The following is a 14208-nucleotide window of genomic DNA, read 5'->3' on the forward strand; positions in this document are numbered from 1 at the left end:
GTAAAACAGCCGATTTAGAGAATAAGGAGTATTGGGGTGTCGAGTACCGAAGATGATCACTTGGCGGAGTTGAAGGACTGGTGGCAGCGTAACGGCAAACCCCTGGTCACTGGCGGCTTGCTGGCCCTGGTAGTGGTGTTCGGCTGGCAGGCCTGGCACAAATACCAGAGCAACCAGGCGCAAGGCGCCTCGGTGCTCTATCAGCAATTGCTGGAAACCACCCTGACGCCGGACGGCAAGCCCGACCCTGGGCGCGTGGCGGACCTGGCCAACAAGCTCAATACCGACTTTGCCGGTAGCGCCTATGCGCAATACGGCAGCCTGTTCGTGGCGAAAGTCGCGGTCGATACCGGTAAGCTGGACGACGCTGCCCGTGAGCTGAAAGGCATTATCGACAAACCGGCCAACATCACCCTGGGCGAAGTCGCGCGTCAGCGCCTGGCCCAGGTGCTGGCGGCACAGAACAAGGTCGACGACGCACTGAAACTGCTCGACGGCGATGCTGACAAGGCGTTCCTGGCCAGTCGCGAAGAACTCAAGGGGGACCTGTTGGTTCAACTGGGTCGGACCGATGAAGCCCATGCCGCGTACCAAAAGGCCAAGGCGGCGCTGTCTGATGAAGCAGCGGTCGGTGGCTTACAAATCAAGCTGGACGACCTGGCCAAAGGGGATGCGTGACGTGATCCGTTGGAAACATGCAGCATTGCTGGCTCTGGCCATTCTGGCCGCGGGTTGCAGCAGCAACAGCAAGAAAGAACTGCCACCGGCCGAACTGACTTCCTTCAAGGAAGAGGTGGTTCTGCAGAAGCAGTGGAGCCGTTCCGTCGGTGACGGCCAGGGCAAGATCTACAACATGCTGGTGCCGGCGATTGACGGCGATACCATTTATGCGGCCGATGCGACCGGTGTAGTGATCGCCATGGACCGCATGAACGGCGACGTGAAGTGGAAGAAGGACCTGGAGCTGCCGGTTTCCGGTGCGATCGGCGTCGGCTATGGCCTGGTGCTGATGGGGACGCTCAAGGGTGAAGTGATTGCCCTGGATGCCAGCAGCGGCGAACAGAAATGGCGCGCCCAGGTCACCAGCGAAGTGCTGGCACCGCCGGCCACCAACGGTGACGTGGTGGTTGTGCAGACCCAGGATGACCGTGTGATCGGCCTCGATGCCGACACCGGTCACCAGCGCTGGTTGTATGACAGCAGCCCGGCGGTCCTGACCCTGCGTGGCACCGGTGCGCCGATCGTGACCAACCGCCTGGCGGTGGCGGGTCTGTCGACGGGTAAAGTGGTCGCCCTGGATACCCAGAACGGCGTGCCGGCGTGGGAAACCCGCGTGGCCATCCCGCAAGGGCGTTCGGAACTGGAGCGCGTGGTCGACATCGACGGCGGCCTGCTGTTGTCCGGCGGCAGCCTGTATGTCGCCAGCTACCAGGGCCGCATGGCGGCACTGGACCTGGAAAGCGGTCGAGTGCTCTGGCAGCGTGATGCTTCCAGCTACTCGGGTGTGGCCCAGGGTTTCGGCAGTGTCTATGTCGCCTTGGCGTCCGGCACGGTTGAAGGCGTCGACGAACGTTCCACCACGGCGATCTGGAGCAACGATGCCCTGGCTCGCCGTCAGCTGTCGGCACCGGAAGTGTTCTCCAGCTACGTTGCGGTGGGCGACTTCGAAGGCTACCTGCACCTGCTGAGCCAGGTGGACGGTCGCTTCGTCGGTCGCGAGCGCATCGACAGCGACGGCCTGCGGGCCCGTCCGCTGGTGGTGGGCGACATGATCTACGTGTATGGCAACAGCGGCAAACTGGAAGCCCTGACCATCAAGTAGTTTTTAGCTCCTGAAGTCGCCGAGCGAAGATCAGGCAAGGCGAAGATCAGTGGGCAAGCGGAGTTGACGTTGGTCAATGAGCATTGCGAACTGATCTTCAACGCAGCATGATCGGGTGCAGGCACTTCAGGTGCAAAAAGACAGGTTTGACTATGCTTGGGGGTACCCCCAAGCGGCCTTGCCCCGGCAAGGTTTGCGGCACCTCCCGGTGCTGCCCCGAGCACCAGCCGCTGCCTTGCAGCGGCTTTTGTATTTTCTGAAATAACGAAGTGGAGAGCCGCATGGTTCCCGTAATCGCCCTGGTGGGCCGACCGAACGTCGGCAAGTCCACCCTGTTCAACCGCCTGACCAGGACTCGCGACGCCATTGTCGGCGACTTGTCCGGTCTGACCCGTGATCGCCAATACGGTGAGGCAAAGTGGCAGGGGCGCACCTATATCCTGATCGACACCGGCGGTATTTCCGGCGACGAGCATGGCATGGATGAAAAAATGGCCGAGCAGTCGCTGCTGGCCATTGAAGAAGCCGATGTCGTGCTGTTCCTGGTGGATGCCAAGGCCGGCTTCACCGCCGCTGACCAGATGATTGGTGAGCACCTGCGCAAACGTAACAAGCGTTCCTACGTGGTCGCCAACAAGGTCGACAATATCGACCCGGATATGGCTCGCGCCGAATTCAGCCCGATGGGCCTGGGCGACGCGATCCCGATCGCCGGCGCCCATGGTCGCGGCATCACCCAGATGCTGGAAATCGCCCTGAGCGACTTCCCGAAAGACGACGAAGACGAGCCGGAAGACGGTGAGATCGAAGACGTTGCCGAAGGTGAAGAAGCCAAGCGCATTCCTGGCCCGAGCGAAAAAGATGGCATCAAGATCGCCATCATCGGTCGCCCGAATGTCGGCAAGTCGACCCTGGTCAACCGCATGCTCGGTGAAGACCGTGTCATCGTCTATGACGAGCCCGGCACCACCCGCGACAGTATCTACATCCCGTTCGAACGTAACGACGAGAAGTACACGCTGATCGATACCGCCGGTGTGCGTAAGCGCGGCAAGATCCACGAGGAAGTCGAAAAATTCTCCGTGGTGAAAACCTTGCAGGCGATCAAGGACGCCAACGTCGTGATCTTCGTCATGGACGCCCGCGAAGGGGTGGTCGACCACGACCTCAACCTGCTCGGGTTTGCCCTGGAGTCGGGTCGCGCCTTGGTGATCGCCCTGAACAAATGGGATGGCATGACCCCGGGCGAGCGCGATTTCGTCAAGATCGAGCTGGAGCGTCGGCTGTTCTTCGTCGACTTCGCCGACATTCACTTCATCTCGGCCTTGCATGGCACGGGCGTGGGCAACCTGTATCAATCGGTGCAGAACTCCTTCAAGTCGGCGGTCACCCGCTGGCCGACCAGCCGCCTGACCCAGATTCTCGAAGACGCCGTGAGCGAGCACGCACCGCCGATGGTCAACAGCCGTCGGATCAAGCTGCGCTACGCGCACCTGGGCGGGGCCAACCCGCCGTTGATCGTGATCCACGGCAACCAGGTGGAGAAGGTGCCGAAGTCCTATGTTCGCTACCTGGAAAACACCTATCGACGCGTGTTGAAGTTGGTGGGGACGCCGATCCGCATCGAGTTCAAGGGCGGCGAGAACCCGTACGAAGGCAAGAAGACCGCGCTGACCGACCGCCAGGTCAACAAGAAGCGTCGGATGATGTCGCACCACAAGCAGGCCGATAAAAAGCGTCGCGACAAGAAACGTTGATGCAGGTCTGGAAAACGGGCGCTTCGGCGCCCTTTTTCATGCCTGGCGTTTACGTTATCCTCGAAACCCCCGTGCCCTGTAGAGCCGGGTGTTCAGCAGGGAAAACGACCCCATGATCACCAGCAAGCTGCCGAATGTCGGCACCACCATCTTTACCCGTATGTCTGCGCTCGCGGCGGAAACCGGCGCGCTGAACCTGTCCCAGGGGTTCCCTGATTTCGAGGGGCCGCAGGCCCTGCGCGATGCCGTTGGCCGGCATGTGAACAGCGGCCACAACCAGTATGCGCCCATGACCGGGCTGCCCGCGCTGCGCCAGCAGGTGGCGACGAAGATCTCCCGCAGCTACGGCGTGCATGTCAACGCCGACGCCGAGATCACCATCACCCCCGGTGCGACCCAGGCGATCTTCTGCGCGATCCAGGCGGTGATCCACCCCGGCGACGAAGTGATCGTCTTTGATCCCTGCTACGACAGCTACGAACCATCGGTGGAACTGGCCGGTGGTCGTTGCGTGCATGTGCAGCTCGGTTTGGAAGACTTCTCCATCGATTGGCAGAAGCTCACCGATGCGCTGAGCCCACGCACCCGCATGATCATCCTCAACAGCCCGCATAACCCCAGCGGCGCGTTGATTACCCATGCCGAGCTGGACCAGTTGGCGAAGTTGATCGCCGACCGCGATATCTACCTGGTCAGCGATGAAGTCTACGAGCACCTGGTGTTCGACGGCGTGCCCCATACCAGCGTCCTGACCCACGAAGCGTTGTATCAGCGCGCCTTCGTGGTCAGCTCGTTCGGCAAGACCTACCACGTCACTGGTTGGAAAACCGGTTATGTGGTGGCGCCACCGGCCCTCACCGCCGAACTGCGCAAGGTCCACCAGTACGTCAGTTTCTGCGGCGTGACGCCGTTGCAGTATGCGTTGGCTGATTTCATGGCGATGCGTCCGGAGCATGTCGAGGAACTGCCGGCGTTCTATCAGGAGAAGCGCGATCTGTTCTGCGACCTGCTGGGCGAGTCGCGGTTCAGCTTCAAACGGGCGGCGGGGACCTATTTCCAGCTGGTCGACTACTCGCAGATCCGCCCGGACCTGAACGACGTCGACATGGCCGTGTGGATGACCCGCGAACATGGCGTGGCGAGCATTCCGGTGTCGGTGTTCTACCAGAACCCGCCGGAAGGGCAGCGCCTGGTGCGGCTGTGTTTCGCCAAGCGCGAGGAGACGCTGCGTGAAGCGGCGGCAAAACTATGCGTGATTTGAGTGCCTTGCCGGACCTGAAAGTCGCGTTGGTGCAGACCACCCTGGCCTGGCATGACCGCCAGGCCAACCTGGAGCATTTTGATGTGCTGCTGGAGCAGGCCGTGGGCGCTGACCTGGTGATCCTGCCGGAGATGTTCACCACCGGTTTCTCCATGGAGTCGCAGACCCTGGCCGAAGCCGAAAATGGCCCGACCAGCGATTGGCTGCGCAAGCAGGCGAAAAAGCTCGATGCGGTGGTCACCGGCAGTGTGATCGTCCGCGCCGCCGATGGCAGCCATCGCAACCGTCTGTTGTGGGCGCGGCCGGATGGTGAAATGCTGCACTATGACAAGCGCCACCTGTTCCGCATGGCCGGTGAGCACAATCACTACACCCCGGGCGAGCGGCAGATGCAGTTCGAGCTCAAGGGCTGGCGGGTGCGCCCGCTGATCTGCTACGACCTGCGTTTCCCGGTGTGGAGCCGCGATGCCCTGGACACCGACTTGCTGCTGTACACCGCCAACTGGCCGGGGGCACGACGGCTGCACTGGAACCGCTTGTTGCCGGCGCGGGCGATTGAAAACCTGTGTTATGTGGCGGCGGTGAACCGGATCGGTATCGACGGCAAGGGCTTCGCCTATACCGGCGACAGCCAGGTACTGGATTTCCAGGGCGAATCGTTGCTGGGGGCAGGGGAGGCCGATGGCGTGTTCCAGGTCACCTTGAGCGCTGCGGAACTGGCGGCCTACCGGACGCGGTTTCCGGCCTACCTGGATGCCGACAGCTTCGAGTTGCAGCAGTAACACCGCGTTATCGTTCATCGCCGGCTTGCCGGCGATGGCGGACTCAAACGCAGAAAAAAGGCCCCGGGGTTCACACCACCGGGGCCTTTTCATTGCAGCCGAGGCTTACGCCGCCTTGCTGGTATCCACCTGGCTCAGCGAGCGGTTCAGTGCACTGAACAGCGCCTTGAAGCTGGCAGTGGTGATGTTTTCATCGATCCCGACACCGTGCACCGCACGTTCGCCGTTGACCCGCAGCTCGATATAGGCCGCGGCCTTGGCGTTGGTCCCTGCACCGATGGCGTGCTCGTTGTAGTCCATGATTTCTACTGGTACTGGCAGACCGGCCACCAGGGCTTCCAGGGCGCCGTTGCCCTTGCCGCGCCAGTGCAGGTTGGTCTCGCCCTGGCCCTTGCCGGACACTTCCACTTCCACGGCACTGTTGCCGTTTTCTTCCTGCAGGCGATGGCTGACCAGCGCATACGGGGTGTTGGCTTGCAGGTACTCGCTGTGCAGCAGGGCATGGATCTGCTGCGCGGTCATTTCCAGGCCAAGGCGGTCGGTTTCACGCTGCACCACCTGGCTGAATTCGATCTGCATGCGCCGTGGCAGGCTGATGCCGTATTCCTGCTCCAGCAGGTAGGCGATACCGCCCTTGCCGGACTGGCTGTTGACGCGGATCACCGCCTCGTAGCTGCGACCGATATCGGCCGGGTCGATCGGCAGGTACGGCACTTCCCACAGAGCGTCCGCTTGCTGCTGGGCGAAGCCCTTGCGGATCGCGTCCTGGTGGGAACCGGAGAAGGCGGTGTGCACCAGGTCGCCGACATACGGGTGACGTGGGTGCACCGGAATCTGGTTGCATTCCTCGACGACCTTGCGCACGCCGTCGATATCGGAGAAGTCCAGCTGTGGGTCGAGACCCTGGGTGTACATGTTCAGGGCCACGGTGACCAGGTCGACGTTACCGGTACGCTCGCCGTTGCCGAACAGGCAGCCTTCGACGCGGTCGGCGCCGGCCATCAGGCCCAGCTCGGTGGCGGCCACGCCGGTGCCACGGTCGTTGTGGGTGTGCAGGCTGATGATCACGCTGTCACGACGGTTGATATGGCGGCCGAACCACTCGATCTGGTCGGCGTAGATGTTCGGGGTGGCACACTCGACCGTTGCCGGCAGGTTGAGGATCACCTTGTGCTCGGGCGTCGGATTCCAGACTTCGATCACCGCGTCGCAGACTTCCTTGGCGAACTCCAGCTCGGTGGCGCTGAAGGTTTCCGGGGAATATTCGAACTGCCACTGGGTTTCCGGCTGCTGCGCGGCATATTTGACGAACAGCTTGGCGGCGTTGACGGCGATGGCCTTGACCCCGTCCTTGTCCTGGTTGAAGACAATGCGGCGGAAGGACGGCGAGGTGGCGTTGTACAGGTGCACGATGGCTTTTTTCGCCCCGCGCAGCGATTCGAAGGTGCGGGCGATCAGGTCTTCACGGCCCTGGGTCAGCACCTGGATGGTGGTGTCCTCGGGGATGTGGTTGTCTTCGATCAGGGTGCGCACGAAGTCGAAGTCGGTTTGCGAAGCGGCCGGGAAGGAGGCTTCGATTTCCTTCACACCGACGCTGACCAGGGTTTTCCAGAAACGCAGTTTTTTCACCGCGTCCATCGGCTCGATCAGCGACTGGTTGCCGTCGCGCAGGTCGGAGCTGCACCAGATCGGCGCGCTGGTGATGGTTTTCGACGGCCAGGTGCGGTCCGGGAGGTCGATGGTCGGGAACGCACGGTATTTCGAAGACGGGTCTTTGAGCATGCTCATGGGAAAATTCCTTGGGGTCAGGGCCGAAAAAAGGCGGCCGGCCAGTAACGTGTTATCAGGGAGAAAACCGCGGGCGAGGTCGTGCGATTCAGCCTGGCAGTCGTGCGCTGACTAGGCAGAGGCTGCGATGTTGACGTCGCTGGATGAGGGTGTGAGAAGTTTTCATGTCTTCAACCCTAACCACTGGGGTGAAAGATGGCAAGCCTGTGGAAAAAATTGAGAGGAATACTCGTAAAATCGGCTTTCGCGAGATTTTATTCTGCTGAGTCCACGGAAAGTCTAGAACAATTGCGCACTATTTTGGACCTGCGCAATCTTTGCCGAGGCTGACTACGCCATCTCGGCATCTCGGCTCGACGCTGTCTTGTGTTGAAATACGACCCTGTAGGAACCGGCTTGCCGGCTCCTGCACGAAGCGCGTCGACCGGTAGCGCGAGTCAGGGGCAAGACGGCTCAGGGCTGGAATGCGCCGATAAAGATCGCCGGATCGACCCGCGCGTCATTCAGGCTGATATTCCAGTGCATATGGGGGCCGGTCGCCCGCCCCGTGGCGCCGACCTTGCCCACCACGGTACCGCGCGCCAGGGACTGACCCACCTGTACGTCGATCTTCGACATATGGCAGAACATGCTGATAAAGCCCTGGCCGTGGTCGACGAACACGGTGTTGCCGTTGAAGAAGTAATTGCCGATCAGGATCACCTTGCCCGCTGCCGGGGTCTTGATCGGGGTGCCCGCCGGCACCGCGAAGTCCAGCCCGGCGTGGGGGTTGCGCTCCTCGCCATTGAAGAAGCGGCGCACGCCGAACTTGCTCGACAGCGGGCCGTTGACCGGCTTGTCCAGCAGCAGGTTGCTTGGCGTACCGGGGCTGAAGCTGCGATAGGCGCGAATCTGTACGGCCAGTTCCTCATCGATGCGCTTGAGGTCGGCCGGGTTCGGGTTGACCTGCCGGGTGTTCTTCAAGGTGATGTGTTGTTCCGGGTACTTCTTGCTGCCGACGCTGAAACTCAGGTTGCGTCCGGCCGAGCTGATCTGCTGGCTGCCCGGTTTCACCGTCAGGGGAATACCGACAATCGCCAGCCAGTTGTTCTGTTCCTTGACCACCAGTACCGGCTTGCCCTGGTAGCTGGCCTTGGGCGCCTGGGCATTCGGGCCGAGATCGACCACGGCCACGCCGCCGGGCACCGGCTTGTTCAGCAGGCGGGTGAGATAGCTGTCGGCGTGGGCGTTGGCGGCGAGGCCGAGCAACAGCAGGGCAGCAAGAACACGTAGCATGGGCTAATCCCTTTGAGTTTTAGTCCAGTAAAGAAAGCGTGACCGGTGTCAGGTGATTGTCCTCGACCCGTACTTGCAATTCCCCCTCGCCGAGTTTCGCCTTCAGGCGCTGGCCGGTGTGGGTCTGTTCGGCACTGCGGATCGCCTGGCCGCGTTCATCCAGCAGGATACTGTAGCCTCGGCCGAGGGTGGCCAGGGGACTGACTACATGAAGTGTCTGCATCTGGCTTTGCAGTTGCAGGCGCCGGGCTTTCAGGCCTTCGCGCATGGCCCGGGGCAGGCGTTCGGCGAGGCTGTCCAGGCGTTGGCGCAGCAGGGCCAACTGACGTCCCGGGTGTTGTCCGGCGAGGCGGGTTTCCAGGCGGATGAGTTTTTCCCGGCGGCTATTGAGCTGGCGCTCGAAGGCCCGGCGCAGGCGCATATCCAGGTCATCCAGGCGCTGAGCCTGTTGACGCAGTCTTTCACCGGGGTGGCGCAGGCGTCGGGCCAGGCCGTCGAGACGCAGGCGGTCGCGCATCAGGCGGTCGCGGATACGCATCACCAGGCGCCGATGCAGGCTCTCGACCCGGCGTTGCAGGTCGCTTGCGTCCGGGGCCAGCAGTTCGGCGGCGGCGGACGGGGTCGGGGCGCGGACGTCGGCGACAAAGTCACTGATGGACACATCGGTTTCATGGCCGATGGCGCTGACGATCGGCGTGACACAGGCATCCACGGCCCGGGCCACGGCTTCTTCGTTGAAGCACCAGAGGTCTTCCAGCGAACCGCCGCCACGGGCCAGGATCAGCGCGTCGAAGCCCTTGGCATCGGCCAGCTTCAGAGCGCGGACGATTTGCGTGATGGCTTCGCGCCCCTGTACGGCGGTGGGGATCAGTGTCAGCTCGACCTGCGGTGCGCGGCGGCGGAACACGCTGATGATGTCGCGGATCACCGCTCCGGTGGGCGAGCTGATAATGCCGATACGTTGCGGATGCGCGGGCAGCGGGACCTTGCGCTCGGCGCTGAACAGGCCTTCGGCGCTGAGCTTTTCCTTCAGTGCCTCGAAGGCCAGGCGCAAGGCGCCATCGCCAGCCGGTTCCACGGTGTCGAGAATCAGCTGGTAGTCGCCACGGCCTTCGAACAGCGAGACCTTGCCACGGACCTTGACCGCCAGGCCGTCTTTCAGTGCCTGGCGCACGCGGGCGGCGTTCTGCCGGAACAGTGCGCAACGCACCTGGGCGCCGCTGTCCTTGAGGGTGAAGTAGATATGGCCGGACGCCGGGCGGGCGAGGTTGGAGATTTCGCCTTCGACCCAGATATTGCTGAACACGTCTTCGAGCAACACCCGGGCGCGGCCGTTGAGCTGGCTGACAGTGAGGACTTCGCGGTCGAGGCCCAGGCGTGAAAAGGGATCTTTAATCATGGGCGGCATGATAAAGGCATTCGACTGGCAATCTCTAGGTTATGTCGTCGAACGCGGATTTTGTGAGCAGCCCGAATCTATTGTGGGAGCAGAGCTTGCTCGCGAAGGCGGCTGTGAGGGCGCTAAAAGCTTCGCGGGCGAGCTCCGCTCCCACACAAGCTCCGCTCCTACAGGTTTCGCGGTGTTTTCAGGGGCGCAACAGGTCTTCGCCGAAGCGTTCGACAAACTGCGCCACCAGTGGCGTCGGGGCCTGGCGGCAAGCCAGGGCCAGGGTGCTCTGGCAGTCCGGGTCCTTGAGGGCCAGGAAATGGATGTTCGTCGGGGCAATCTCCCGCATCGACTCAGGCAGCAGCGCAATGCCGAATCCGGCCTGGATCAACTGCAACTGGGTGGTCTTGCGCGACACCACCCGCGCCGCCCGAGGAAAGAAACCCTGGCGCATGCACAACTCGGCCGAGAGATAACTCAAGCCACCCCGTTGCGGATGTGGAATGGAAATAAAGGCTTCGTCCTTCAACACCGCCAGGTCGACAGCCCCGGTCGAGCCCGCCAACGGATGACTCGGCGGCACCGCCAGCAGCAGGCGCTCGCTGAACAGCGGCAGGATCTGCACGCCTTCGCGTTGGCGCAGTACCGGAAGGCGCAACAGGCCGATATCCAGCCGGCCCTCGGCGAGTTCTTCGAGCTGGGCTTCGGAGGAGAGCTTGACGATATCCATCGACGCCCCGGGGCTCTGCTCCAGAAAATGACCGATCGCCCGCAGCAATCGACCGCTCATCGGCACCGTGCTGGAATGACTCAGGCGCAAGGTGCCCAGTTGTCCTTTGCCCACCTGGGTCGCCAACTCGCTGGCCTTGTTCAGTTCGCTCAACAGATTTCTTGCCCGCGGATAAAACGCCTCGCCTGCCGCGGTCAGTCTTGGCTGGCGCGCCGTACGTTCGAACAAGGGCGTCTGCAAATGGTTTTCCAGTTCCTTGATCTGCCGGCTCAAGGCCGACTGCGCGATAAACAGGCGTTCGGCGGCGGCGCTGAAACTACCGGATTCGGCGATCTCGACGAAGTAGCGCAATTGGCGGGTGGAAATCACGAGTCATGCCTTTTCGAGATGGATAACGGGCTTTGAATATATTAGTCGCAAGACTCGGCACTGGCTAAAGTCAATCGAACCCATTGTGGAAGTGTTCTTCATGAGTCTTGTTACGCTGTTGGACCAGTGGCCGTTCAGCGCCACCGATTGGCTGGTGGTGGAGTTGGGCGTGGCGCTGGCCTATATCGTCTTCGGCGTGGCCGGTTTCGGCACGGCGCTGGTGGCGGGGCCGATCCTGATCCTGTTTATGCCCCTGTCGAAGATCGTGCCCCTGCTGGTGCTGCTGGATTTCATCGCGGCCTTCGGCAATCTGTTGCCGTCGCGCAAGGATGTCGCCAAACCCGAGTTGCTGCGGTTGTTGCCGTGCATGGCGGTGGGCTGCACCCTGGGGGTGATCTTCCTGTTGAATCTCAAGTCCGACATCCTGTTGCTGCTGATGGGTTTGTTTATCAGCGCCTATGCGGTCTACAGCCTGTTGGTCAAGGCGCGACCGACCCAACTGGCGGCGGGTTGGGCGGTGCCCATGGGCACGGTGGGCGGAATGTTCGGCGCGCTGTTTGGCAGCGGCGGCTTTCTTTACGCGATCTACCTCAACAGCCGCTTGCCCAAGGACGCGGCCCGCGCCACCCAAAGTGCGTTGATCAGTTGCAGCACGGTGGTGCGTCTGTCGCTATTCGTGATCGCCGGGGTCTATGCCGAGCTACCCTTATTGATGTTGGCGGTCTGTTTGCTGCCGGCAATGGCGCTGGGTCTCTGGATCGGCAGGCGTTTGACCCGCCGGCTATCGCGTGAGGCCTTCGTGCGCCTGGTGACCTGGTTGGTGCTGGCCAGTGGAATTGCCCTGATCACCCGTTACTTCAGCACTTGACCTCGGGGTTTCAGGGATTAAGCTGCCGGGTCGCAAACGCTCCAGGCCGTCCCCATGAATTCGCAAAGCATCATCGTCCCGAAGATTTCCACCTTGCCGGTCCATGAACCCCGGGCCCGGGCCGTCGTGCGCTGGCTGGTGCGCAAGAACATCATCGAGGAGCAACTGAGCACCTGCGGTCGCACCGGCAACCGCATGGCCCATGCCATCGCCCCGGGCGCCGCCAGCGTGGTCCTGCACCCCGACGCGCTGCCGTTCAATGAGCCGATCAACGGTCTGGAGATCGTCACCAAGCGCTGCATCTATACCCCGGCCAAGGGCTTTCTCGAAGAGGCCGGCTGCGCCGAGTGCCGCAAGGAAGTCGGCGAGGCGTTGTTCGACAGCCTCGAAGAGTGGATGCCGGGGCGCACCGAGAACTTCATCTGCCCGCTGTGCGGCCATGAAGACGATATCAACGGTTTTCTGTTCCTGCAGGAATGCGCCTTTTCCAACCTCGGATTTATCTTCAATAACTGGGCTGAAGCCGGCTTCAAGCAGAGCTTTCTCGACGAGTTCGCCGACTGGCTGGATCAGCCCGTCGCCTGGGTAAAAGTGGAGCTTTAAATAAGCCAAGGTTTACATTGAGCCCAGGGGGCCATCTGAGTATAATGGCGCGCTTCCATTTTCCCGCTCGGGAGCCCCCGCGATGCTGCGTATCAGCCAAGAAGCTCTGACCTTCGACGACATTCTCCTAGTGCCCGGTTATTCCGAGGTGCTCCCTAACGAAGTCAGCCTCAAGACCCGCCTTACCCGTGGCATCGAGCTGAATATTCCGCTGGTTTCCGCCGCCATGGATACCGTGACCGAAGCCCGTCTGGCCATTGCCATGGCCCAGGAAGGCGGTATCGGTATCATCCACAAGAACATGACCATCGAGCAGCAAGCTGCCGAAGTGCGCAAGGTCAAGAAGTTCGAAGCCGGCGTGGTCAAGGACCCGATCACCATCGAGGCCGATGCCACGGTGCGTGAGCTGCTCGAACTGACCCGCATGCACAACATCTCCGGCGTGCCGGTGCTGCATGACGGCGACCTGGTCGGTATCGTCACCTCCCGTGACGTGCGTTTCGAAACCCGCATGGATGTCCCGGTTCGTGAAGTGATGACGCCGAAAGAGCGCCTGGTCACTGTCCGCGAAGGCGCCAACAAGAACGAAGTCCGCGAGTTGCTGCACAAGCACCGTCTGGAAAAAGTCCTGATCGTCGACGACAAGTTCGCCCTCAAGGGCATGATGACCGTCAAGGACATCGAAAAGTCCAAGGCCTACCCGCTGGCCAGCAAGGACGACCAAGGTCGTCTGCGTGTCGGCGCCGCGGTCGGTACCGGCAAGGACACCGCTGATCGCGTTGCCGCGCTGGTCAATGCCGGTGTCGACGTGGTGGTGGTCGACACCGCCCACGGTCACTCCAAGGGTGTGATCGACCGCGTGCGCTGGGTCAAGCAGAACTTCCCTGAAGTCCAGGTGATCGGCGGCAACATCGCCACCGGCGCCGCCGCCAAGGCCCTGGCCGAAGCGGGCGCGGATGCGGTCAAGGTCGGTATCGGCCCGGGCTCGATCTGCACCACCCGGATCGTCGCCGGTGTCGGTGTGCCGCAAATCAGCGCCATCGCCAACGTCGCCGCCGCCCTTGAAGGTACCGGTGTGCCTCTGATCGCCGACGGCGGTATCCGTTTCTCCGGTGACCTGTCCAAGGCCATCGTCGCCGGTGCTTCCTGCGTGATGATGGGCTCGATGTTCGCCGGTACCGAAGAAGCACCAGGCGAAATCGAACTGTTCCAGGGCCGTTCCTACAAGGCTTACCGCGGCATGGGCTCGCTGGGTGCGATGTCGCAGTCCCAGGGTTCCTCCGACCGCTACTTCCAGGACTCCTCCGCGGGTGCCGAGAAGCTGGTACCGGAAGGCATCGAAGGGCGCGTACCCTACAAGGGCAGCCTGACCGCCATCGTCCATCAACTGATGGGCGGCCTGCGTTCCTCGATGGGCTACACCGGCAGTGCCGACATCGAAGAAATGCGCACCAAGCCTGAATTCGTGCGTATCACCGGTGCCGGCATGGCTGAATCTCACGTTCACGACGTGCAGATCACCAAGGAAGCTCCAAACTATCGCGTAGGTTGATAGTGATCGCCTCC

12 protein-coding genes are annotated in these 14208 nt (G+C 62.1%); 8 read left to right on the top strand and 4 right to left on the bottom strand.

Going from position 1 to position 14208, the window contains the following annotated elements:
- The first annotated feature begins 36 nt into the window (after positions 1-36).
- The 5 genes from M5B96_RS13095 to M5B96_RS13115 all read left to right on the top strand — a co-directional run bounded on the left by M5B96_RS13095 (position 37) and on the right by M5B96_RS13115 (position 5622).
- The gene (locus M5B96_RS13095) at positions 37-678 is read left to right on the top strand and encodes a tetratricopeptide repeat protein (RefSeq protein ID WP_248797104.1); all 642 of its coding nucleotides are present in this window, start codon (positions 37-39) and stop codon (positions 676-678) included.
- Positions 671-1822, top strand: a complete 1152-nt coding sequence (gene bamB / locus M5B96_RS13100; RefSeq protein ID WP_248797105.1) for an outer membrane protein assembly factor BamB — start codon at positions 671-673, stop codon at positions 1820-1822. The genes M5B96_RS13095 and bamB overlap by 8 nt, the downstream gene beginning before the upstream one ends.
- 281 nt (positions 1823-2103) lie before the next feature.
- Positions 2104-3579, top strand: a complete 1476-nt coding sequence (gene der / locus M5B96_RS13105) for a ribosome biogenesis GTPase Der (RefSeq protein WP_248797106.1) — start codon at positions 2104-2106, stop codon at positions 3577-3579.
- A gap of 112 nt (positions 3580-3691) precedes the next feature.
- On the top strand, positions 3692-4840 hold the full coding sequence (locus tag M5B96_RS13110; RefSeq protein ID WP_248797107.1) for a pyridoxal phosphate-dependent aminotransferase: 1149 nt from the start codon (positions 3692-3694) through the stop codon (positions 4838-4840).
- Positions 4828-5622 (top strand): amidohydrolase, encoded by a 795-nt coding sequence (locus tag M5B96_RS13115; protein WP_248797108.1) that lies wholly within the window; start codon positions 4828-4830, stop codon positions 5620-5622. Before M5B96_RS13110 ends, M5B96_RS13115 begins: the two co-directional genes overlap by 13 nt.
- A 105-nt stretch (positions 5623-5727) precedes the next feature.
- Here the strand turns inward: M5B96_RS13115 and leuA are convergent, their stop codons facing one another.
- From leuA to M5B96_RS13135, 4 genes are all read right to left on the bottom strand, one after another.
- The gene (gene leuA, locus M5B96_RS13120) at positions 5728-7410 is read right to left on the bottom strand and encodes a 2-isopropylmalate synthase (protein WP_248797109.1); all 1683 of its coding nucleotides are present in this window, start codon (positions 7408-7410) and stop codon (positions 5728-5730) included.
- Positions 7411-7863: 453 nt separating this feature from the next.
- Positions 7864-8685: a peptidoglycan DD-metalloendopeptidase family protein gene (locus tag M5B96_RS13125; RefSeq protein ID WP_248797110.1), complete on the bottom strand. Its 822-nt coding sequence runs from the start codon at positions 8683-8685 to the stop codon at positions 7864-7866.
- A gap of 19 nt (positions 8686-8704) precedes the next feature.
- Entirely contained in the window at positions 8705-10084 is a 1380-nt protein-coding gene (gene xseA / locus M5B96_RS13130) for an exodeoxyribonuclease VII large subunit (RefSeq protein ID WP_248797111.1), read from the bottom strand.
- 187 nt (positions 10085-10271) lie between these two features.
- Entirely contained in the window at positions 10272-11171 is a 900-nt protein-coding gene (locus M5B96_RS13135; protein ID WP_248797112.1) for a LysR family transcriptional regulator, read from the bottom strand.
- A gap of 100 nt (positions 11172-11271) precedes the next feature.
- Here M5B96_RS13135 and M5B96_RS13140 point away from each other — a divergent pair, with 100 nt between their 5' ends.
- The 3 genes from M5B96_RS13140 to guaB all read left to right on the top strand — a co-directional run bounded on the left by M5B96_RS13140 (position 11272) and on the right by guaB (position 14194).
- Positions 11272-12039 (top strand): sulfite exporter TauE/SafE family protein, encoded by a 768-nt coding sequence (locus M5B96_RS13140; protein ID WP_248797113.1) that lies wholly within the window; start codon positions 11272-11274, stop codon positions 12037-12039.
- Positions 12040-12093: 54 nt separating this feature from the next.
- A complete protein-coding gene (locus M5B96_RS13145) occupies positions 12094-12642 on the top strand; it encodes a sugar ABC transporter ATPase (protein WP_103498528.1) in 549 nt (182 codons plus the stop codon).
- Between the two features lie 82 nt (positions 12643-12724).
- The gene (guaB, locus tag M5B96_RS13150) at positions 12725-14194 is read left to right on the top strand and encodes an IMP dehydrogenase (RefSeq protein ID WP_248797114.1); all 1470 of its coding nucleotides are present in this window, start codon (positions 12725-12727) and stop codon (positions 14192-14194) included.
- Positions 14195-14208 lie beyond the last annotated feature (14 nt).

It is taken from the genome of Pseudomonas sp. MWU13-2105, from assembly GCF_023242315.1.
Classification (GTDB): Bacteria; Pseudomonadota; Gammaproteobacteria; order Pseudomonadales; family Pseudomonadaceae; genus Aquipseudomonas.

Coding starts and splice junctions, on each gene's coding strand:
- bamB (WP_248797105.1), top strand. CDS start 671: ATGCGTGACGTGATCCGTTGGAAACATGCAGCATTGCTGGCTCTGGCC.
- der (WP_248797106.1), top strand. CDS start 2,104: ATGGTTCCCGTAATCGCCCTGGTGGGCCGACCGAACGTCGGCAAGTCC.
- M5B96_RS13110 (WP_248797107.1), top strand. CDS start 3,692: ATGATCACCAGCAAGCTGCCGAATGTCGGCACCACCATCTTTACCCGT.
- M5B96_RS13115 (WP_248797108.1), top strand. CDS start 4,828: ATGCGTGATTTGAGTGCCTTGCCGGACCTGAAAGTCGCGTTGGTGCAG.
- leuA (WP_248797109.1), bottom strand. CDS start 7,410: ATGAGCATGCTCAAAGACCCGTCTTCGAAATACCGTGCGTTCCCGACC.
- M5B96_RS13125 (WP_248797110.1), bottom strand. CDS start 8,685: ATGCTACGTGTTCTTGCTGCCCTGCTGTTGCTCGGCCTCGCCGCCAAC.
- xseA (WP_248797111.1), bottom strand. CDS start 10,084: ATGATTAAAGATCCCTTTTCACGCCTGGGCCTCGACCGCGAAGTCCTC.
- M5B96_RS13140 (WP_248797113.1), top strand. CDS start 11,272: ATGAGTCTTGTTACGCTGTTGGACCAGTGGCCGTTCAGCGCCACCGAT.
- M5B96_RS13145 (WP_103498528.1), top strand. CDS start 12,094: ATGAATTCGCAAAGCATCATCGTCCCGAAGATTTCCACCTTGCCGGTC.
- guaB (WP_248797114.1), top strand. CDS start 12,725: ATGCTGCGTATCAGCCAAGAAGCTCTGACCTTCGACGACATTCTCCTA.